The 18,765-nt window shown below is 68.7% G+C and carries 20 protein-coding genes and 2 pseudogenes; 7 read left to right on the top strand and 15 right to left on the bottom strand.

All coding sequences use genetic code 11. From position 1 onward, the window contains the following. Nucleotides 1-18: 18 nt before the first annotated feature. The gene (locus CEF10_RS02715; protein WP_232796374.1) at nt 19-1,443 is read right to left on the bottom strand and encodes a nicotinate phosphoribosyltransferase; all 1,425 of its coding nucleotides are present in this window, start codon (nt 1,441-1,443) and stop codon (nt 19-21) included. Nucleotides 1,444-1,492: 49 nt separating this feature from the next. Then, nucleotides 1,493-1,921, bottom strand: a complete 429-nt coding sequence (locus tag CEF10_RS02710; RefSeq protein ID WP_101066054.1) for a DUF2267 domain-containing protein — start codon at nt 1,919-1,921, stop codon at nt 1,493-1,495. A 168-nt stretch (nt 1,922-2,089) separates the two neighbouring features. Here CEF10_RS02710 and CEF10_RS02705 point away from each other — a divergent pair, with 168 nt between their 5' ends. After that, complete coding sequence (locus tag CEF10_RS02705; protein ID WP_232796373.1) at nt 2,090-2,746, top strand: dienelactone hydrolase family protein; 657 nt, start codon at nt 2,090-2,092, stop codon at nt 2,744-2,746. Next, complete coding sequence (locus tag CEF10_RS02700; RefSeq protein ID WP_101065856.1) at nt 2,743-3,414, top strand: phosphoribosyltransferase; 672 nt, start codon at nt 2,743-2,745, stop codon at nt 3,412-3,414. The genes CEF10_RS02705 and CEF10_RS02700 overlap by 4 nt, the downstream gene beginning before the upstream one ends. A gap of 3 nt (nt 3,415-3,417) precedes the next feature. On the opposite strand, the gene CEF10_RS02695 is transcribed toward CEF10_RS02700, so the two are convergent. Continuing rightward, the gene (locus CEF10_RS02695; RefSeq protein ID WP_101065854.1) at nt 3,418-4,518 is read right to left on the bottom strand and encodes a CapA family protein; all 1,101 of its coding nucleotides are present in this window, start codon (nt 4,516-4,518) and stop codon (nt 3,418-3,420) included. A gap of 224 nt (nt 4,519-4,742) precedes the next feature. On the opposite strand from CEF10_RS02695, the gene CEF10_RS02690 reads away from it, so the two are divergent. Continuing rightward, nucleotides 4,743-5,282 carry an Hsp20/alpha crystallin family protein gene (locus CEF10_RS02690; RefSeq protein WP_157932940.1) on the top strand — a complete coding sequence of 180 codons (540 nt, stop codon included), beginning with the start codon at nt 4,743-4,745 and terminating at the stop codon, nt 5,280-5,282. 25 nt (nt 5,283-5,307) lie between these two features. Here the strand turns inward: CEF10_RS02690 and CEF10_RS17150 are convergent, their stop codons facing one another. The 5 genes and pseudogenes from CEF10_RS17150 to CEF10_RS17305 form a co-directional block, all read right to left on the bottom strand. Continuing rightward, nucleotides 5,308-6,612, bottom strand: coding sequence for an HAD-IC family P-type ATPase (locus tag CEF10_RS17150; RefSeq protein ID WP_101065850.1), 1,305 nt, complete (start codon nt 6,610-6,612; stop codon nt 5,308-5,310). A gap of 20 nt (nt 6,613-6,632) precedes the next feature. Continuing rightward, on the bottom strand, nt 6,633-6,911 hold the full coding sequence (locus CEF10_RS17145; protein WP_101065848.1) for a hypothetical protein: 279 nt from the start codon (nt 6,909-6,911) through the stop codon (nt 6,633-6,635). Continuing rightward, on the bottom strand, nt 6,908-7,138 hold the full coding sequence (locus CEF10_RS17315) for a P-type ATPase (RefSeq protein ID WP_101065846.1): 231 nt from the start codon (nt 7,136-7,138) through the stop codon (nt 6,908-6,910). The genes CEF10_RS17145 and CEF10_RS17315 overlap by 4 nt, the downstream gene beginning before the upstream one ends. 104 nt (nt 7,139-7,242) lie before the next feature. Continuing rightward, nucleotides 7,243-7,335: pseudogene (locus CEF10_RS17310) on the bottom strand (P-type ATPase); the annotation flags it as partial. A gap of 169 nt (nt 7,336-7,504) precedes the next feature. Continuing rightward, nucleotides 7,505-7,924 (bottom strand): annotated as a pseudogene (locus CEF10_RS17305) (cation-transporting P-type ATPase); the annotation flags it as partial. A gap of 297 nt (nt 7,925-8,221) precedes the next feature. Between CEF10_RS17305 and CEF10_RS02665 the strand changes: the two are divergent. Next, nucleotides 8,222-8,851, top strand: coding sequence for a hypothetical protein (locus tag CEF10_RS02665; RefSeq protein WP_101065842.1), 630 nt, complete (start codon nt 8,222-8,224; stop codon nt 8,849-8,851). A gap of 8 nt (nt 8,852-8,859) precedes the next feature. On the opposite strand, the gene CEF10_RS02660 is transcribed toward CEF10_RS02665, so the two are convergent. Genes CEF10_RS02660 through CEF10_RS02630 form a run of 7 tightly spaced genes read right to left on the bottom strand, consistent with a single transcriptional unit; the run spans nt 8,860 to nt 16,126 of the window. After that, a complete protein-coding gene (locus CEF10_RS02660) occupies nt 8,860-10,401 on the bottom strand; it encodes a bifunctional aminoglycoside phosphotransferase/ATP-binding protein (protein ID WP_101065840.1) in 1,542 nt (513 codons plus the stop codon). 48 nt (nt 10,402-10,449) lie between these two features. Next, nucleotides 10,450-11,727 (bottom strand): fumarylacetoacetase, encoded by a 1,278-nt coding sequence (gene fahA, locus CEF10_RS02655; RefSeq protein ID WP_101065838.1) that lies wholly within the window; start codon nt 11,725-11,727, stop codon nt 10,450-10,452. A gap of 24 nt (nt 11,728-11,751) precedes the next feature. Then, entirely contained in the window at nt 11,752-12,381 is a 630-nt protein-coding gene (maiA, locus tag CEF10_RS02650) for a maleylacetoacetate isomerase (RefSeq protein ID WP_101065836.1), read from the bottom strand. A gap of 7 nt (nt 12,382-12,388) precedes the next feature. Further along, the gene (locus CEF10_RS02645) at nt 12,389-13,246 is read right to left on the bottom strand and encodes an MBL fold metallo-hydrolase (protein WP_232796372.1); all 858 of its coding nucleotides are present in this window, start codon (nt 13,244-13,246) and stop codon (nt 12,389-12,391) included. Continuing rightward, the gene (gene hmgA, locus CEF10_RS02640) at nt 13,243-14,595 is read right to left on the bottom strand and encodes a homogentisate 1,2-dioxygenase (protein ID WP_101065833.1); all 1,353 of its coding nucleotides are present in this window, start codon (nt 14,593-14,595) and stop codon (nt 13,243-13,245) included. Before hmgA ends, CEF10_RS02645 begins: the two co-directional genes overlap by 4 nt. Before the next feature lie 43 nt (nt 14,596-14,638). Further along, entirely contained in the window at nt 14,639-15,589 is a 951-nt protein-coding gene (locus CEF10_RS02635; RefSeq protein ID WP_101065831.1) for an MBL fold metallo-hydrolase, read from the bottom strand. 51 nt (nt 15,590-15,640) lie between these two features. Continuing rightward, the gene (locus tag CEF10_RS02630; protein WP_101065828.1) at nt 15,641-16,126 is read right to left on the bottom strand and encodes a MarR family winged helix-turn-helix transcriptional regulator; all 486 of its coding nucleotides are present in this window, start codon (nt 16,124-16,126) and stop codon (nt 15,641-15,643) included. Between the two features lie 175 nt (nt 16,127-16,301). On the opposite strand from CEF10_RS02630, the gene CEF10_RS02625 reads away from it, so the two are divergent. From CEF10_RS02625 to CEF10_RS02615, 3 genes are read left to right on the top strand one after another with little or no spacing between them, the layout of a single operon-like run. Beyond that, nucleotides 16,302-17,912 carry an FAD-dependent oxidoreductase gene (locus CEF10_RS02625; protein ID WP_101065826.1) on the top strand — a complete coding sequence of 537 codons (1,611 nt, stop codon included), beginning with the start codon at nt 16,302-16,304 and terminating at the stop codon, nt 17,910-17,912. Nucleotides 17,913-17,917: 5 nt separating this feature from the next. Then, nucleotides 17,918-18,127 carry a DUF2783 domain-containing protein gene (locus CEF10_RS02620; RefSeq protein ID WP_198586128.1) on the top strand — a complete coding sequence of 70 codons (210 nt, stop codon included), beginning with the start codon at nt 17,918-17,920 and terminating at the stop codon, nt 18,125-18,127. 16 nt (nt 18,128-18,143) lie between these two features. Then, nucleotides 18,144-18,686 (top strand): VOC family protein, encoded by a 543-nt coding sequence (locus CEF10_RS02615; RefSeq protein ID WP_101065822.1) that lies wholly within the window; start codon nt 18,144-18,146, stop codon nt 18,684-18,686. The last annotated feature ends 79 nt before the right edge of the window (nt 18,687-18,765 follow it).

Raw genomic sequence — 18,765 nt, 5'->3', positions numbered from 1 at the left:
TACCGCGCGGCAGCGCGGTCAGACACCCATACGGCGGTCCACCTCGTCGGCCAGCGACCGCAACGCCGGGGCCACCTCGACGGGGTAATCGTGTGCGGCAGCAAGCCCTTGCAGCCGGTCGGGCAACTGCGCCACCTGGGATGCCGCGTGGTCGCGGACCGCCCGAAGATCCGGCGCCGGCCCCAGGCGGCGGCCGCCCTCCATCACCTTTTCGATCAGCGGCGTGCCCTGCTGCGCGTCATCCTCCAACGACAGAACGTCGCCGGTCATCCTCCCCTGCGCATCGAACCGGCGCCAGACCTGCTTGCGCCCCGGCCACGTCGCCTTGCCGGTGGACAGCTTGCGCCGGGCCAGCCCCGCGTATTCCTGCAGCTTGTAGGCACAGTCGAGCACCGGGGCGTCCGACACGCTGGTCAGGGCCGAGCCCACGCCATAGCCGTCGATCGGCGCGCCCTGCGCCACCAGCGCCGCGATCTTGTCCTCGTCCAGCCCGCCGCTGGCGAAGATGCCGATATGCACCAGCCCTGCGTCATCGAAGATCGCGCGCACTTTCCGGGCCAGCGCGCCCAGATCGCCGCTGTCCAGCCGCACCGCCGTCACCTCGATGCCCTCGGCCTTCAGCTTCGGCGCAAGCCGGGCGACCTTTCGCGCGCCCTCGACGGTGTCGAAGGTGTCGATCAGAAGCACCAAGTTGTCGGGCCGCGCGCGGGCGAAGCGCAGGAAGGCCTCTTCCTCGTTCTCGTGCGCCTGGATGTAGGAATGCGCCATCGTGCCATGGATCGGCACGCCGAACCGCTGGCCTGCCAGAACGGTCGCCGTGCCCGCGAAGCCCGCCAGGTACGCCGCCCGCGCGGCCAGCAGGCCGGACTGTGCGCCGTGCGCACGGCGCAACCCGAAATCCACCAGGTCGGCCGACCCGCCGGCCGAGACCATGCGCGCGGCCCGCGCGGCGACCATCGACTGGAACTGCAGCAGGTTAATGATCCGCGTCTCCACGTATTGCGCCTCGGGCAGCGGGGCGGTCACGCGGATGATCGGCTCGTCGGGGAAGAACACCGTGCCCTCCGGCATGGCATGCACGTCGCCGGTGAAGCGGAAATCGGAAAGATAGTCGAGGAACCCCTGCCCGAACCGGCCGCTCTGCGCCAACCAGTCCAGTTCGGCCGCCGGCACGTGCAGGTTCTCGAGGAAGTCCAGCACCTGCTCCAAGCCGGTCGCGACGAAAAAGTTTCGCCGCTCGGGCAGCTTGCGCACGAAGAACTCGAACACCGCCGTGTCGGTCTGGCCGTCGGCGACGTAGGCCTCCATCATCGCCAGTTGATAAAGGTCCGTCAGCAGGAAGCTTTCGTCGGGCTGCATCTCGGGGCGTCCTTTCACCAGGTGGACGCGGGCCGCCGCACCGCTGGCAGCCCGCTCGGGGTCGAACTGGCCAGACCCTTGCACGCCCCGCCGCGCCAAGCGAGGGGTAAAACGGTCACGGGCGCATGCGGCTTCAAGTCTCGAAAAGCTGCTGTATCTCCTTCGAGAAGCTGCGCTTGACGTCGTCCATCTCGCCCTTCGACACATGCGCGTCCATGGTGGCCACCACCGCCGCGATCGCCTGATGCGCGTCGCCCAGCGGGTCGGTATCGAAAGCGGCCTGCACGCGGGTCACGAACCCTTCCGCGCTGCGTTCCTGCACGGGCGTCTTCGACGGGTCCCACCGCTCATAGTAGATGCCGCGGATCAGGATCGGCAACTGCGCGCCGAGCTGTGCCGCCTCGTCCACGCTCAGGTGATCGCGGATCACGTGCAGAACCTGCCGCAACAGGCGATATGCGCGCTGCTTGTGCTCCCAGCCGGTGCGCGCGTCGACCTCGTTGATCCAGACATTGGCGGCCTGAACCGATTCGTCGATGATCTTCAAACCCAGTGCGCTCATCTTCACCTCCGTCGTGTCGCCCCGAGTCATGCACGCAACGCCGCATCATGCCTTAACCTGTGACAGTTGCCCGGCCACGGCCCGGAGCACGGTTTGACCGCTGTTAAGGCACATCCCGCGCCGAGGGTGTCAGACTGCCCGACGCCTGGCAAACCGGGAGGCAGGATGATGCACGACGATGGATCGAAAGAGGTGGTGGCCGTCGGCCCGCACGGGCTTGAAGGCTTCCTGCGCGTGCCGCAGGCGGCGTCGGGCCTCGTGATCTTCGCGCACGGCGCCGGAAGCAGCCACCTGAGCACGCGCAACAACGAGGTGGCCGAGGCCCTGGGCCGTCGCGGCATCGCCACGCTGCTGTTCGACCTGCTGACCGAGTCCGAGGCGGCCGATCGCACCAACGTCTTCGACATCTCCCTTTTGAGCCGCCGGATGATCGAGGCGATGGAATGGGTCCGGTCGCATCCGAACCTGGGCGCCCTGCCCGTCGGGCTGTTCGGGTCGAGCACCGGCGCCGCCGCGGCCCTTCTCGCGGCGGCCGAAGCGCCGCAGCGGGTCGCTGCCGTGGTGTCGCGCGGGGGGCGCGCGGACATGGCCGGAGCGGCGCTGCCCAAGGTGGCCGCGCCGGTGCTGCTGATCGTGGGCGGCGCCGATCACCAGGTGCTCGAGCTCAACCGAGGGGCCAAGGCGCGGCTGACTTGCCCGCACCGGCTCGAGATCGTGCCGGGCGCCACGCACCTGTTCGAGGAACCCGGCGCGCTGGAACAGGTCGTGGAACTGGCCGGCGACTGGTTCGCACGGCAGTTCACCGAGGCACAGGGGGAATCATGAGCGGCTTTCTCGACCGCACCGCCGCCGGAAAGGCGCTTGCGGATGAGCTTGCGGACCGGGGTTACGACGATCCCGTGGTGCTCGCGCTGCCACGCGGCGGCGTGCCCGTGGGCATCGAACTGGTGCGCGCGCTGCACGCCCCGATGGACCTTGTGATGGTGCGCAAGATCGGCGTGCCGGCACAGCCGGAGCTCGCTGCAGGCGCCATCGTGAACGGCGACGACCCGCAGACCGTCGTCAACGAAGAGGTGCTCGCGCATGCAGGGTTGTCGCGCGACGAGGTCGACCGGCTGGGGCGGGCCCAACTCGACGAAATCCGCCGCCGCCGGCAGACATACCTGCGCGACCGCCGGCCGGTACCGGTGAAGGGGCGCACGGCGATCGTCGTGGACGACGGGATCGCCACGGGGGCCACGATGCGCGCCTCGCTGCGCGCGGTGCGACGGCGCAGGCCGGCGTGGCTGGTGCTGGCGGTGCCCGTGGCGCCGCCCGAGACCTGCGAGGCGTTGCGCAAGGAGGTGGACGAGGCGATCTGCCTGCTCACACCGTCGTTCTTCGGCGCCATCGGCGCGTATTATTCCGATTTCGGCCAGACCTCGGATGACGAGGTGATCGCGTTGATGGACGAGGCGGCGCGGATCGCGTCCGGCGGCACCGGAAATGGCTGACGTTCACCCCGGCGGCACAAGACGCAGCGTGCCTTTCGGGCTTGCGCGAAACGTCGCGCCGCCTGTCAGGCTGTCGCGTGCCAGCATATCGGCCAGCCAGCCGGTGTCGTCGTCCCCCGCGCGCGTCAGCGCGAACCGGTGACGGCGGTAGGGCAGGATCTCGAGCCCGGTCAACTCGCCGGTGCGCCGGTCTAGGTCGCAGACATACGCCGCCCCGAGATCGGGGCGATAGCCCCCTTGCCCTCCGATGCCCTCGTAATCGTTGACAAGGTCACCGCAGCCGTAAAGGATCAGCTTGCCGCCGCGCAGTTCCAACCCCTTGGGATGGTGGGCGGAATGGCCGAACACGAGGTCCGCCGCGCCGCTGTCGACCAGCGCGCGGGCGATGTGGCGTTGACGGTCGGGAATGGCGAAGCCCCAGTTGCCGCCCCAGTGCAGCGAGACCGCGACAAGATCGCCGGGCACGCGCGCGCCGGGAAGGCAATCGCGGATCACCTCGACGGCCCTCCGCGGATCCTCGGGCAGCGTGGCAACCCCGGCACTGTCGGTGCCGGCGGCCCAGTCCCCCGGAACGCCCGCCGTGGCATCGCCGAAGGCCAGCAGCCGGAGCCGCCCGCCATCGGTCAGGCCCAGCGCGCAGGGGGCGAAAGCGGCCTGCGCGGTGCGCCCGGCGCCGGCATGCGCGATGCCAAGGCCATCCAGCGTATCCAGCGTGTCGCGCAGCCCGGCGCCGCCCCAGTCCAGCACATGGTTGTTGGCCAGCGTGCAAGCGTCCAGACGCGCGGCCTTCAGCATGGCCGCATTCGCCCGTGACATGCGGTAGTTGATCGCCTTGGGCGCGGGGTGACCGTCGTCGGTAATCGCCGTCTCGAGGTTCACGATGCGCAGATCGCACGCGCGCGCATCCAGATCGCCCGGCAGCGGCCCCCAGACATAGCCGCGGTCGACGGGCACCGGGATCGGCCCGTTGCGCCGCTCGGCCAGACGCAGGTAACCTTCGGCCGATTTCATGCAGCTTTCGAAAATCCGCGGATCGCAGGGCGCGGGCAGGATCTGGTCGATCCCGCGCCCCGGCATCACGTCGCCTGCCACAAACACCCGCATCGCGCCTGCGCCTCCAACGCCAGTTCAGCATCCGCGCGCCGGCGTGACAACCATCGCGCGGGCGCCGCGCGCCGCTCGCGCCCGGCCGGAAGGCCCGCCACGACGACACGCCGACAAGGTCTTGACCGGTGTTAATGCACACGGCCCCGGCATGGCGCGACGATCCGCGGCGCAGCGCAGTCATCGCTGTGTATTCTGGCAGTCTTCATGAGAGGAGATACGCGATGCCGAAGGACGAGGAAAGGACGCCCGCACAAACCGGAACCCGCGAACCGCGCACGATGGCCGAACGCACCTGGGCGCCGTTCTGGGACCTGCGCCGCGAGATCGAGGACCTGTTCGACGATTTCCATGCCGGCAGCGCCTTCGCACCGGCGCGGCGGCGGCCATGGCGCCCCGCCGGCGCCATGGCCGAAAGCGGCACGATGCCCAGCCTCGATGTGGTGGACAAGGACGACGCGGTGAAGATCGTCGCCGAGCTTCCCGGCGTGGCCGAGGACGACATCGACGTGGAGGTCACCGACGACACGCTGACCATCAGCGGAGAGAAACGCGAGAAGAAGGAAGAAGGCGAGAAGGAAGGCGCCTATTACATGTGCGAGCGCCGCTTCGGGGCGTTCCGCCGCTCGGTCCGCCTTCCCGAGGGCATCGACAAGGAGGCCATCGAGGCCAGCGCGAAGGACGGCGTTCTCACTGTGCACCTGCCGAAAACGGAACAGGCGCGCAAGGCCGCCCGCAAGATCGAGGTCAAGTCCGGAACCTGAACGGCGCGACCGCCCCTGCGGCCGTTCAGCCCGCCGCCCGCGACCCCGCGGGCGGCGGTTGCTTTCTGCCGGTACGGTCCGCGGCCACGAACACCTGGCCGATTGCCAGCGGAACAAGGCTCATCCCGACGGCCAGGCCCGGTCCGGCCGCCCCCGGCGCAGGCAGTGCCAGCAGCGCCGCGGCCGCGGGCACCATGAGTTCCGCCGCGATCAGGCCGAGGCACAGGGCCAGTGCGCCCCAGACGTACAGGTTGCGCGTGATCTGGTTGTCCAGCATGCCGCTGGCCGACGCACGCACGTTGAACACGTTCCACAGCTGTGCCAGCGCCAGCGTCAGGAACGCCGCGGTGATCGCACGCCCGTGATCGAGCTTCAGCCCGGACAGGGCCACTGCGAAGGCGCCCAGAGTGGCAATGGTGATCGCGCCGCCCAGCACGCCGATGCGCATCCAGCTTTCACGGTCCACGATCGGTTCGGCGGGGTCGCGCGGCGGGTCCGGCATCACGTCGCGCCCACCCCGCCCGAGCCCCAGCGCGCAGGCGGGAAAGACATCCGTGACCAGGTTGAGGAACAGGATCTGGAGCGGCAGCAGCGGCACCGGCAACCCGATGCCAACCGCAAAGCCGACGACCGGAACCTCGCTGACGTTGCAGGACATCAGGTAGACGACAAAGCGCCGGATGTTGCTTAAGATCACCCGGCCCCGGCGCATCGCCGCCATGATGGGCGCAAAGGCATCGTCCTTGAGAACCATGTCCGCGGCTTCCCGCGCGACCTGCGTGCCGTGCCGGCCCATGGCAATCCCGATGTCGGCCTTCTTCAGGGCGCGCGCGTCGTTCACGCCGTCGCCCGTCATGGCCACGACATGGCCCGCCTTCTGGTAGAGCGTGACGCGCGTGAGCTTGATGTCGGGCGCCACGCGGGCGAAGATATCCGCCCCGAGAATCCGGTCGCGTGTCAGCGCCTCGCAAGCGTCCGGGTCGAGCCCGGCGAGCTCTCGCCCCTCGATCACGGTGCCCGCCCCCTCGCCCAGCCGCGCGTCCGCGGCGATGGCGCGCGCGGTCTCGGCATGATCGCCGGTCAGCATCACCACGCGAACACCGGCGGCGCGCGCCGCGGCGATCGCGGGCGGCACGTCCTGCCGGACCGGATCGCGCAGGCATACCAGCGCAACAAGTGTCAGCCCCGAAATCGGATCGGCAGCAGCGTCGGGTCCATGCTTCATCGCCAGCCCCAGAAGGCGCAGGCCTTGACCGGCGGCCGCTTCGGCAAGCTCGTGCCACGCCCGCCGCCGCGCGGCATCGAGCGGCCGCTCGCCCGCTTCCGCCATCTCGCTTTCGCTTGCCTCGATCAGAACCTCCGGCGCGACCTTCCACGGCGATCAGCACACCGCCCCCCTTTGTCATGGACGGTTGCCATCATCTTGACGTCAGGGTCGAAAGCGTGGTCGCGCCGCTTGGGGAAGCGGTCAGCGAGCGTCGCGCGGGATTGTCCGCCCTCTTCGGCCGCCGCGAGCAGGGCGAGTTCCATGGGGTCGCCGGGCGCCCCCTGCCCCTGCGCATCGGCAAGCCGCGCGGTGTTGCAAAGCGCGCCAATGCGCAGCGCCCAGTCCAAGCGCGCGTCGGTCATGCGCGTGGCAATGCCGCCTGTTCCCGCCCCCGGGCCTTCCCATCGCGCCGCACCGGAAGATCGGCGTGCCGCTGGCCCAGCACGTCGAGACGCTTCTCCAAGGGCGCCGCCACGCCGCTGGCCCGCTGCGCGAGCGTGCTGATCCGGCCGAGTTCGGTGTCCATGCCCGTCGCGGTGACGATGCCCGCGCCCACGCCGCGGGTGATGGCCGTGCCCTTGAACAGCATGCAGGCGCGGCCCCCGGCTGGGCGTCGGGTGGCACCGGCACGGCCTGCTTGTCCACCGGCACGGCTTCGCCGGTCAGCACCGTTTCATCGCAATGCAGATCGCCTGCATCCACCAGCCGCGCGTCGGCCGTGACCATATCGCCGGCCTGAAGGATCACGATGTCTCCGGGCACGAGATCCGCCGCGTCCACCACCATGACCCGCCCTGACGGCGCACGCGCGTGCGCGTCCCGGCGATCTGCCGCAGCCTTCCATCGAGCGGGCGCCGCGCAGTTCGGTCACGAACCCGATGGCCCCGTTGATGACGAGCACGATCGCGATGGCAACGGCCTCGGGCAGATCGCCCATCAAGACGGACATCGAGGCCGCTGCGGCCAGCAGCCAGACGATGACGCTGTCGAACTGGTGCAGCAGGATCGTCAGCGCGCTCTTGCGGTCCTGTTCCTCGAGCCGGTTGGGACCATGGCGCGCCAGGCGGGCGTCGGCTTCGGCAACGGACAGGCCGCTACACGGTGAAACGCGCAGTCGGCCTGCGACCTCGTCGGCCGAACGCGAGACCGGAGTGTCGATTGTCTGCGCCAAGCCGGTGCCTCCCTTCCCTGCGATCCTTGGCCGGATCCGGCGGGGCAAAGACTCCCCCGTTCTTTGGCGCAAGGCCAGACAGGCATGATGACACGCCAAGGCCCAGCGCTCCTGAAATCGCCAGGATGCGCGCGAGGCGCATGGTCGTGGTGTCAAAGACCTTTGGCTGAGCCGGAGCCGCCTCGCCGGTTCCGTCCGTGGCACGAGTGGAGGGACGCCCCATGCCTTCGTCGTGGCCGCGTGTGGATGTCGGGGGTTTTCGCAATCGACGTCGAGACAATCGGGGCTTTGTGCCCGTTGAGGCGCGGTGGCAAGGTGCGGCCTGGTCACCGGCAAGCGCGCGCGCTCAGACCGGTTGCCATTCACGGATGAAGCGCAACCGCGCAGAGAGGCGCGGCGCCCTGCGCACGCATGGCCGCCGCCCGCGGCGGGAATGCTCGCGGGCGGGCCACCGGGCCACGGCTCGGAGCTCGAAACCGCGCAGAGAAACGAGGAGGATGCATGACCACCCCGTCACCTCAAGTCCGCGAGCTGCTGAACCGCCACGGGCAGCTGTTTTCCGCGCAACTCGACATCGATCTGAGGGAAAACGAGCCCGCGGGGCTTTGGCTCTGGTTTTGCGCCGTGCTGCTGCTCAGCGCGCCGATCTCCGCCGACGTGGCCATGCGCGCGGCACGGGCCTTGCGCGACGCCGGGTGGCAGACCCCGCGCGAGACTGCGCAAAGCAGTTGGGACGATCGCGTGCGTACGCTCAACACGGCCGGTTACGCGCGCTACGACGAGAAGACCGCCACGATGCTGGGGGAGGTGGCGGAAAAAACGCTGGATGCCTACGGCGGCGACCTGCGCGGCTTGCGTGGCGCAGGCCAGGCGGATGCGGCGCGGCTGTGCAGGCGCTTGCAGGACTACAAGGGCATCGGGCCCGTGGGGGCGGGCATCTTCCTGCGCGAAGCCCAGCTTGCCTGGCCCGAATTCCACCCCTTCGCCGACGCGCGCGCCCTCAAGGCCGCGGGACGGCTCGGCCTGCCAGAGACAGCGGAGGGCCTTGCGGCCTGCGTGGACCGCGACAGCTTTCCGGCGCTTCTGACGGCGCTGGTGCGCGCCGATCTTGCCGGGGAAACCGGCGGCTGACGGATCGCTCAGGCCTCCTGCGGCTTCAGGGCGGCCTTCGCGCGGTCCAGCGTTTCGCCGGGCCGACCGCCGGCGTCGATGCGCGTCCAGTCCGACACCGCCCGGTCAGCGGCAAGCTGGCGGCGCACCACGGCCGCGTCGGCATCCGATGCGTCTCCGCGACGTTCCTCCACGCGTTCCAGCAGCGTGGCCTCGTCGGCCACGAGCCAAAGCCCGGTGAAGGGCACACCGCACCGCTCGGCCAGTGCGGCGACCGAGTCGCGCTCCGCCTCTTTGAGGAACACCGCGTCGATGACCGCCGAATGGCCTGCCGCCAGCGCACGCTCGGCCTTGTCCGCCAGCCGGTCGTAGACCCGTTCGCCCACCTCGGGCGTGTAGGCCCGTTGCGGCAGGCGGGTCAGCGGGTCGGCCCCGAACAGCGCCTTGCGCTCGAGGTCGCTGCGAAGGTGCACCGCGCCGGGCGCCGCGCCGACCCCGGGGGCGAGATCGCGCGCCAGAGTCGTCTTGCCGGTACCCGACAGCCCGCCCACGGCCACCAGCCGCGGCGGCGCGGGCGCCAGGAACGCCAGTGCGGACGAAAGATACCGCCGCGCCTGATCCAGCTTGCCGGGTTGCGCGTCACCCAGCCGGGCGGCCTGCACCGCGACCATGGCCCGCACGCTGGCCCGCAGCGACAGAAACAGCGGCATCGCCGCCAGACCGTCGAGGTGGTCGGGCGTGTCGGCGTGGAAGAGATAGGCGTTGAACGCCGCGTTGGCGGCGCCCGGCAGGTCGCGCTGCCACATGTCCATCAATACGAAGGCCAGGTCATACAGGACATCGACGGTCGCCATCCGTTCATCGAATTCGAGCGCGTCGAAGGGCACCGGGCGGCCCTTGACCAGCACCATGTTGCCAAGGTGCAGGTCGCCGTGGCAGCGGCGGACGTGACCGGCGCTCGACCGGGCATCCAGCAACGGGGCCTGCGCCGCCAGTGCCGTGTCGGTCCATGCGCGCCGGCGCGCGACCGCATCTTCGCCCAGTTCGGACGTCATGCCGGCCAGAAGGTCGCCAAGGTCGTCGGCCGCCCGGCGCAGGCGGGCCGCGCCGTCGCCCGCGGGCGAAACCGGCGCGCCGGCATGGTAGGCGGCAACGACGCGGCCGATCTCGCGCCCCAGATCCGGGGTCAGCTCGCCGCGTGCCGCGACGCGGGCGAGCTCGTCCTCGCGGTCGAAGCGGGTCATGTGAAGGCACCATTCCAACGGCGTGCCCTGCCCGCCCAGCGCGAGGTTGCCATCGGCCTGCCGCGTGACCGGCACGAGACCGCGGTAGATTTCGGGCGCGGCGGGCGCGTTGAGCGCCATTTCCCGCCGCAGCATGGCCTCGCGTTTCTCCGGCGTGGAGAAGTCGAGGTAGTCGTAGCGCACCGGCCGCTTGATCTTGTAGGCGTCCCCGCCTGCAAGGAAGACCAGTGCGCCGTGGGTGCGCGCGAGCTCGACCGGCGCGTCGGCCCCGTGCGTTTCCGGGGCCGACAGGAACGCCACGACCTCGTTCCATGTCTCGTCGCTCACGCCGCTTTTCCCCCTGCTGCCGATGCCGCGCGGCGACCCTAACGCGCCTCAGCCGCGCGCGTAAGGGTCCGGCAGCGCCGGCAGCACCTTGCCGGTGCAAGGGCCGAAACCGACGGTGAAGCCGTTGCCGCGTGCCGCGCCGTGCAGGCCCAGCGTGTCACCGTCCTCGATGAAGCTGCGCGTGCCGCCGCCCGACAGCTCCAACGGCTCCTTGCCGCCCCACGACAGCTCCAGCAGCGAACCGCGATTGCCACGTTCGGGCCCTGAAACGGTGCCCGAGCCCAGCAGGTCCCCGGTGCGCATCGGGCAGCCGCAGGTGGTGTGATGGGCCAGTTGCTGAGCGGCGGAATAATACATCTCGGCGTAGTTGGTACGCGCGATTTCCTCCGCCTGGCCACCTTCGGGCGCCAGCGTCACCGACAGGTCGATGTCATAGAGCATCGGGCCGCAGTCGCGCAGGTGCGGCAGAAGCTCCACCTCGCGCGCGGGCGTGTCGGCACGGAAGGGCTCCAGCGCCGCCGCCGTCACGATCCACGGGCTGATCGTGGTGGCCGTCGCCTTGGCCTGGAACGGCCCCAGCGGCTGGTATTCCCACGCCTGGATGTCGCGCGCCGACCAGTCGTTGAGCAGCACGTAGCCGAAGATGTGACTGTCGGCCTCGTCCACGGTGATCGGCCCGTCCGAGGGCGTGCCCACGATCGCGCCCATTTCCAGTTCGATGTCGAAGCGTTGCGAGGGCGCGAAGCGCGGCGCGTCATCGTTCGGGCCCTTGAGCTGGCCCCAGGGGCGGCGGATCTCGGTGCCCGAGACCACGACCGACGACGCCCGCCCGTTGTAGCCGATGGGAATGTGCAGCCAGTTGGGCGGCAGCGCGTTTTCCGGGCCGCGGAACATCGTGCCCACGTTCGAGGCGTGATGCCGTCCGGCGTAGAAATCCGTGTACTCGGCCACGGCGAACGGCATGTGCAGGCGGGCACCCTCCATCGGGACAAGCGCGCGGGCGCGCAGATCGGCGTTGTCCTTGAGCGCCGGGTCGCCGTCCTGCGCCAGAAGGTCGATCAGCCGGGCGCGCAGCGCGTCCCAGTCGGCGCGCGGGCGCGACATCAGCTTGTTCCACGAGGGCGCGTCGAACAGCGGCGCACCGTCCATGCGGATCAGCCCCTCGCCCTCCAGCAGCGTGGCGTCGAGGATCATCTCGCCGATGGCGACGCCGCAGCGGGGCAGTCCGTCGCCGACGGAGAACACGCCGTAGGGCAGGTTGTTGAGGGGGAAGGGGGTTTCGGCGCTGTTGGCGCTTTCGACCCAGGAAAGGTGAAGATCGCTCATGTCAGGGTCCTCCTGCTCGATGGGTCAGGTCGCGTCCGGCTGGTTTTCCGGCCGCGCGGCGTCGAATTCGGGGCGCTTGAGGCACAGGTCCTCGATCTGTGTCAGCCGTTCGAACGGCCCGAGGTCGAGCCCCCAGCGGTGGGCGTTGTAGAGTTGCGGCACGAGACAGACGTCGGCCAGCCCCGGCGCGTCGCCGAAGCAGAACGGCGTATCCGGCCGGATCAGGGTCGAGAACGCCGCGAAACCGCGCGCCATCCAGTCGCGCATCCATTCGACCGTCTCCTCGCCCGAATGGCCCATGGATTTCAACCGGCCAATGACCCGCAGGTTGTTGACCGGGTGGATATCGGCGGCAATGACCTGCGCCGCCGCGCGCACCTGCGCGCGGTCCACCGGGTCGCGCGGCAGCAGCGCGGGCTCGGTCCGGGTCTCTTCCAGCCATTCGAGGATCGCCATGGACTGCGTCAGCACGGTGCCGTCGTCCAGCACCAGCGCCGGAACACCCTGCCCGGGGTTGATCTTTCGGTAATCGGGCGAGGACTGTTCGCCGGCAACAAGGTCGACGGGCCGGATCTCGTGGCTCAGGCCCTTCATCTGCAGCGCGACCCGCACGCGGTAGGACGTCGTGGAGCGCCAGTAGGAATAGAGTTTCATTGCGGCCTCATATCTCGATTGTCATGCCGTCGCGGCCAAGACGCGCGTCACCGGCGAATTCGCGGGTGACCTCGGCATGCCAGTGGTCCGCGGTGTAGTCCGGATCGTCCGACGGGATCAGGTGGTTGAGCGCGAGCACCCGCACCCCGGCCTCGCGCGCGATGCGCGCGGCCTGCGACGCGGGGCAGTGACTGCGCAGAAGATGCCTGCGCAAGCGGTCGTCGCCGTTGCCCACGCGCGCGCACAGCGCGTCAACGCCCGCCGTCAGCATCGCTTCGTGCACCAGAAGGTCCGCGCCGCGGGCGAAATCGATCATCCCGTGCATCGCCGCGGTGTCGCCGGAGAAGACGATAACACGGCTTGCGTCCTCGACCCGCAGGGCGAAGCTGTCGGAGATTGGCGGGTGGGCATTGCGCATGGCCCGAACCGACAGCCCGCCGGGCGCAGGCGCCGGGCCGTCGCCCAGCGCGTGCAGGTCCACCATGCCCCGGATGTCCGGGCGCCCCTCGTCCGCGAGGCGCAACTCGATGTCATGCGCCATCGCGGCCCAGAAGCCATCGAAATACGCCGCCAACCCCGCCGGGCCGACAACCGTCACCGGGCGGTCCAGACCGGCGGTCCACGCGGTGTGCAGCAGCGGGCCGAGTTCGAGGTAATGGTCGGAATGCAGGTGGGTGACATAGATCGCGTCGATCTCTGTCAGCGCCACGCCCTGCGCGACGATGCCTGCGCTGACACCAAGGCCCGCATCCACGACCACCGTGCACCCGCCCATCCGGACGAGGTGCGATGTGGGCATGGGCGAGCCGGGCCGGATCGCCGGCCCGCCCTTGACGCCGAGAAGCGTAACGCGCGCGTCGCTCACTTGCGGCCCGGCGTGCCGTCGAAGTGCTTCTCGAGGTCCGCCCAGACGTCGATGTAGTCCTCCTGAAGCGGCGCCTCCTTCGCCGCGAACTCGGTCAGGTGCTGCGGGAAGCGGGTCTCGAACATGAACGACATCGTGTTGTCGAGCTTCTCGGGGCCGAGATCGGCGTTCGATGCGCCCTCGAAGGCGTCGCGGTCCGGCCCGTGCGGCAGCATCATGTTGTGCAGGCTGATGCCCCCGGGCACGAAGCCCTCGGGCTTGGCGTCGTAGATGCCGTAGATGTTGCCCATCAGCTCGGACATGATGTTCTTGTGATACCAGGGCGGGCGGAAGGTATCCTCGGCCACAAGCCAGCGTTCGCGGAACAGCACGAAGTCGATGTTCGCCGTGCCGGGCTGGCCCGACGGCGCGGTGAGCACCGTGAAGATCGACGGGTCGGGGTGATCGAACAGGATCGCGCCGACCGGGCAGTAGTTGCGCAGGTCGTATTTCATCGGCGCGTAGTTGCCGTGCCAGGCCACCACGTCGAGCGGGCTCTGCCCGATCTCGGTGACGTGGAACTGGCCGCACCACTTGACGGTGACGGTCGAAGGCACCTCGCGGTCCTCGAAGGCGGCCACGGGTGCCTTGAAGTCGCGCGGGTTGGCCAGGCAGTTGGCGCCGATCGGGCCGCGGCCGGGCAGTTCGAATTTCTGGCCGTAGTTCTCGCAGACGAAACCGCGCGCCGGCCCCTCGACCAGTTCGACCCGGTAGACCAGGCCACGCGGGATAACCGCGATCTCCTTCGGCTCAAGATCGATGATGCCAAGCTCGGTGTGGAACCGGATGCGGCCCTGCTGCGGGACGACCAGAAGTTCGCTGTCGGCCGAGTAGAAATAGTCGTCCACCATGCTTTCGGTGACAAGGTAGACGTGCGATGCCATGCCCACCTGCGTGTTGACGTCACCGGCGGTGGTCATCGTGCGCATGCCGGTGATCCAGGTGAGCTTGCCGGCCTCGACTTCGACCGGGCTCCAGCGGTACTGGCCGAGCGAGACGACGTCGTCAACGACATGCGGCGCGGATTTCCAGTAGGGCACGTCGAGCTTCGTGTAGCGCCGCGAGTGCTTCACCGAGGGGCGAATGCGGTAGACCCAGGCACGTTCCGGCGGGTTCGCCGTGAAGGCGGTGCCCGACAGCTGTTCGCCGTAAAGGCCGTAGTTGCATTTCTGCGGGCTGTTCATGCCCTGCGGCAGCGCGCCGGGCAGTGCCTCGGTCTCGAAGTCGTTGCCGAAGCCGGGCATGTATCCGGGATGCGTGCCGGTGGCGTCCTGTGCCTGGACGATCTCTCTGGCGGGGTGCGTGTTCATCTTGTCCTCCTCTTGCTCAGGGGATGGGGCCGGCGCCGGGCGGTCAGCCCTGCAGCGCCTCCCACATCTTCAGGTCGCGCTCGGCGGTCCAGATGCGGGGCGTTTCGATGCCGCGGGCCTCGTCATAGGCACGCGCCACGTTGAACGGCAGGCAGTGTTCGTAGATCGCGTAATCGGCGAACTTCGGGTCGCACTCGGCCCGGACGGCATCCCATGCTTCCTTCAGCGTGCCGCCCCGCGCGGCGACCTGCGCCGCCGGCCTGTATGTGCTTTCCACGAAATCGCGCGTGTTCTCGATGGCGGCGTTGACCATTTCGCGGCCGACCAGCGCATTGCCGCGCCCCGGCGCGATGGCGTCCACGTCGAACCACTTGATGGCGTCCAGCGTGTCGCCCCAGTCGGCGAAATGCCCGTCGCCGCAGTAGCAGGCCGAGTGGTATTCGACGATGTCACCCGTGAACATGACGTTCTGGTCGGGGACATGGATGACGATGTCGCCGGCCGTGTGCGCGCGGCCCAGATGCATCAGGTCCACCCGGCGGTCGCCGAGGTAGACGGTCATCGTGTCCGAGAACGTCGTGTTCGGCCAGGTCAGGCCGGGGATCGATTCATGGCCCTCGAACAGCCGGGGAAACCGCTGGAATTCGCTTTCCCAGTCCTCGGCCCCGCGCTCGGCGACCATGCCGCGGGCGGTGTCCGACATGATGATCTGGTTGGCCCCGTAGGCCGACGCCCCAAGCACGCGCACGGCGTGGTAGTGGGTCAGCGCAACGTGCGTGATCGGCTTGTCGGTGACACCCCGCACGCAGTCTATCACCTTGTTCGCCAGCCGCGGCGTCGCCTGCGCCTCGACGATCATCACGCTGTCATCGCCGATGATGACGCCCGAGTTCGGGTCGCCCTCGGCGGTGAACGCATAGAGCCCTTCGCCCACCTGGGTGAAGGAGATTTCCTTTTCCGTCATGTCCCCCTGGGACGCGAATGCCTTTGCCATGTCTTTGCGCCTTCCTTTGCTGTCCTGTGCTGTGGCGGGCCGGTAGGCCGGTCAGGCGACCTCTTCGCCCGCGCCGGAGGCGGCCGTGTCGGCCGATTCGCGGTCGAGCGCCGCGCGAATCCGCTCCATCGTGGCAAGGAACCGGTCCAGTTCTCCCGGCTCCAGATCGCCAAGGATCCGGGCCTCGAACGCCCGGACCAGCGGAATGAGTTCGTCCAGAACGGTCTCGCCACGCTGGGTGAGGGAGATGCGCACGAGCCGCTGATCCTCCGAATCGGCGTCCTTGCGCACCAGCCCGGTCGTCTCGAGCCGCGCGACGGCGCGGCTGACCTTGGGCTTTTCCATGTTCACGCAGTTGTGGATCTCGCGCACCGATACCGGCTGGCACCGTGCTAGGTGCACGATCACCCGCCATTCCGGCATCGAGAGGCCGAATCGCGCGCGGTAAACGTCCGACAGGCACTTGCTCGTGCGTTCCGACAGCACGGCAAGACGGTAGGGAAAGAAGGTCGCCAGATCGAATTGCGCGCGTTTCATGCGAGAAAACCGTCCCGATCATTTTCGTTGCGTCTGCAACGTTATTGACTTCGTTGCGTTTGCAACGATAACGTCAGAAGGGGAGGAAACGCAAGCCGGGATCACGCCGCGGCGCGATCCACGCGGCACGCCCCGATCCGCCCGACGCGCCGCAGGACCGACCGGAGGAGAGCAGATGAGCAAGATTTTCGAGACACCGCTTTACCCTTACACGCGCAGCGCGGACCAGGACGCGGCGACCCCCGTCCGCCACCCGGTTGTGGTCGTCGGCGCGGGCCCCGTCGGTCTGGCGGCCGCGATGGAGATGGCGACGCAGGGGATCCGCGTCGTCGTTCTGGACGACAACGACCGCGTCAGCTTCGGGTCGCGCGCGATCTGCTTCGCCAAGCGCCCGCTCGAAATCCTCGACCGGCTGGGATGCGGCCGCGAGATGGTCGAAAAAGGGGTGAGCTGGAACCGCGGCCGCGTGTTCTTCGACGAACGCGAGGTCTACAACTTCGACCTGCTGCCCGAGCAGGGGCACCAGTTCCCTGCCTTCATCAACCTGCAGCAATACTATTTCGAACAGTTCGCCGTCGACCGCGTGCGCCAGATGCAGGCCGAGGGCGCACCGATAGAACTGCGCGGCGAAAACAAGGTGGATTCGGTCACCGACCGCGGTGACCATGTGGCCCTCCGGGTGAACACGCCGGAGGGGCCCTACGAGCTGGAGGCCGACTGGCTGGTCGCCTGCGACGGGGCGGGCTCCCCCATCCGCGCGATGATGGGGCTCGATTTCGTCGGCCGCGTGTTCGAGGACAACTTCCTGATCGCCGACGTTGTCATGAAGGCCGATTTCCCCACCGAACGGTGGTTCTGGTTCGATCCGCCCTTCAACCGCGGCCAGTCCGCCCTGCTGCACAAGCAGCCCGACGACGTCTGGCGGATCGACCTGCAGCTGGGCTGGGACATCGACAAGGAAGAGGAAAAGAAGCCCGAGAATGTCGTGCCCCGGCTCCAGCAGATGCTGGGCGACGACGTGGAGTTCGAACTCGAGTGGATCTCGATCTACACCTTCCAGTGCCGGCGGATGGAGAAGTTCCGCCACAACCGTGTGATCTTTGCCGGCGACGCCGCGCACCAGGTCAGCCCGTTCGGTGCGCGTGGCGCCAATTCGGGCCTTCAGGACACCGACAACCTGGGCTGGAAGCTGGGGCTGGTGATCGAAGGCAAGGCGCCCGCCGCGCTTCTGGACAGCTACGACGTCGAACGCATTCACGGCGCGGACGAGAACATCCTGAATTCCACGCGCTCCACCGACTTCATCACGCCGAAGTCGGACATGAGCCGCCTGCTGCGCGATGCCGTGCTGGACCTGTCCGAGCACTACGAATTCGCCCGGCCGCTGGTGAACTCGGGGCGGCTGTCGGTGCCCTGCACCTATGATGGCTCACCCCTGAACGGCCCCGACGGGCTGGTCGGCCCCGACAGGACGCGCCCGGGCTCACCCTGCCCCGACGCGCCGGTCGGGAACGGCTACCTGCTGCCCCGGCTCGGCGGGCGCTTCACACTGATGACCATCGATGCCGAAGCGCCGGCGACGTTCGAGGAGGCGGGCCTTTCCGTGGATCACGTGGCGCTTTCGGCGGATGACGACCCAACCGGCGCGCTGCGCGAGCGTTACCTCGGGGATCACGGCCGCGCCGTCTACCTGATCCGGCCCGACCAGCATGTCGCGGCCCGCGCAGAAACCTTCGAAGAGGACACCTTCCGCGCCGCCCTGCGGCGCGCGATCGGCAAGGAGTGACCGCCATGACCGACCTGACGCTGACGCCCAACATCGAGGGCCCCGACGATTTCTACGCCGAGCTTCTGGCGGCCCACGAAGGGCTGTCTTTCGAGGAAAGCAACGCCTTCAACGCGCGGCTGCTTCTAATCCTCGCCAACCACATCGGCGACCGCGCCGTCCTGGCCCGCGCGCTTGAGGCCGCGCACCGGCCAACACCCGAAACGAACACCTGAGGAGGAGGACCACCCCATGAAAATCGAAAAGATCCACCATGTCGCCTATCGCTGCAAGGACGCAAAGGAGACGGTCGAATGGTATCGCGACATGCTGAACATGGATTTCGTCCTGGCAATCGCCGAGGACCACGTGCCGTCTACGCATGAACCCGATCCCTACATGCACGTCTTCATGGATGCGGGCATGGGCAACGTGCTTGCCTTCTTCGAACTGCCCACGAAGCCCGAGATGGGCCGCGACGAGAACACGCCCGAGTGGGTCCAGCACATCGCCTTCAAGGTGGCCGACCGCGACGAACTGATCGCCTTCAAGGACCACCTCGAGTCGAAGGGGGTCGAGGTTCTGGGCGTGACCGATCACTCGATCTTCCACTCGATCTATTTCTTCGATCCCAACGGCCACCGCGTCGAACTGGCCTGCCCGGACCCGAAAGAGGACGCGATGCTGGAAAGGCTCAACGACGTGAAATGGGACATGCTCGAGGAGTGGTCGCGCACCAAGAAGGCACCGCGTCACGCCGACTGGCTTCACGCGAAGGAACTCGGCAGCGTCTGAGGGCGCCGGCGGGTCGCGGGCGGCGCAGGTCTTGTTACAGCTTGTCGCGAAATGCGAGAAACCTGTAACATTTTCCTTG

The sequence above is a fragment of the Roseovarius salinarum genome, assembly GCF_002834145.1.
Classification (GTDB): domain Bacteria; phylum Pseudomonadota; class Alphaproteobacteria; order Rhodobacterales; family Rhodobacteraceae; genus Roseovarius; species Roseovarius salinarum.
This window is presented reverse-complemented; position numbering and strand designations above follow the sequence as displayed.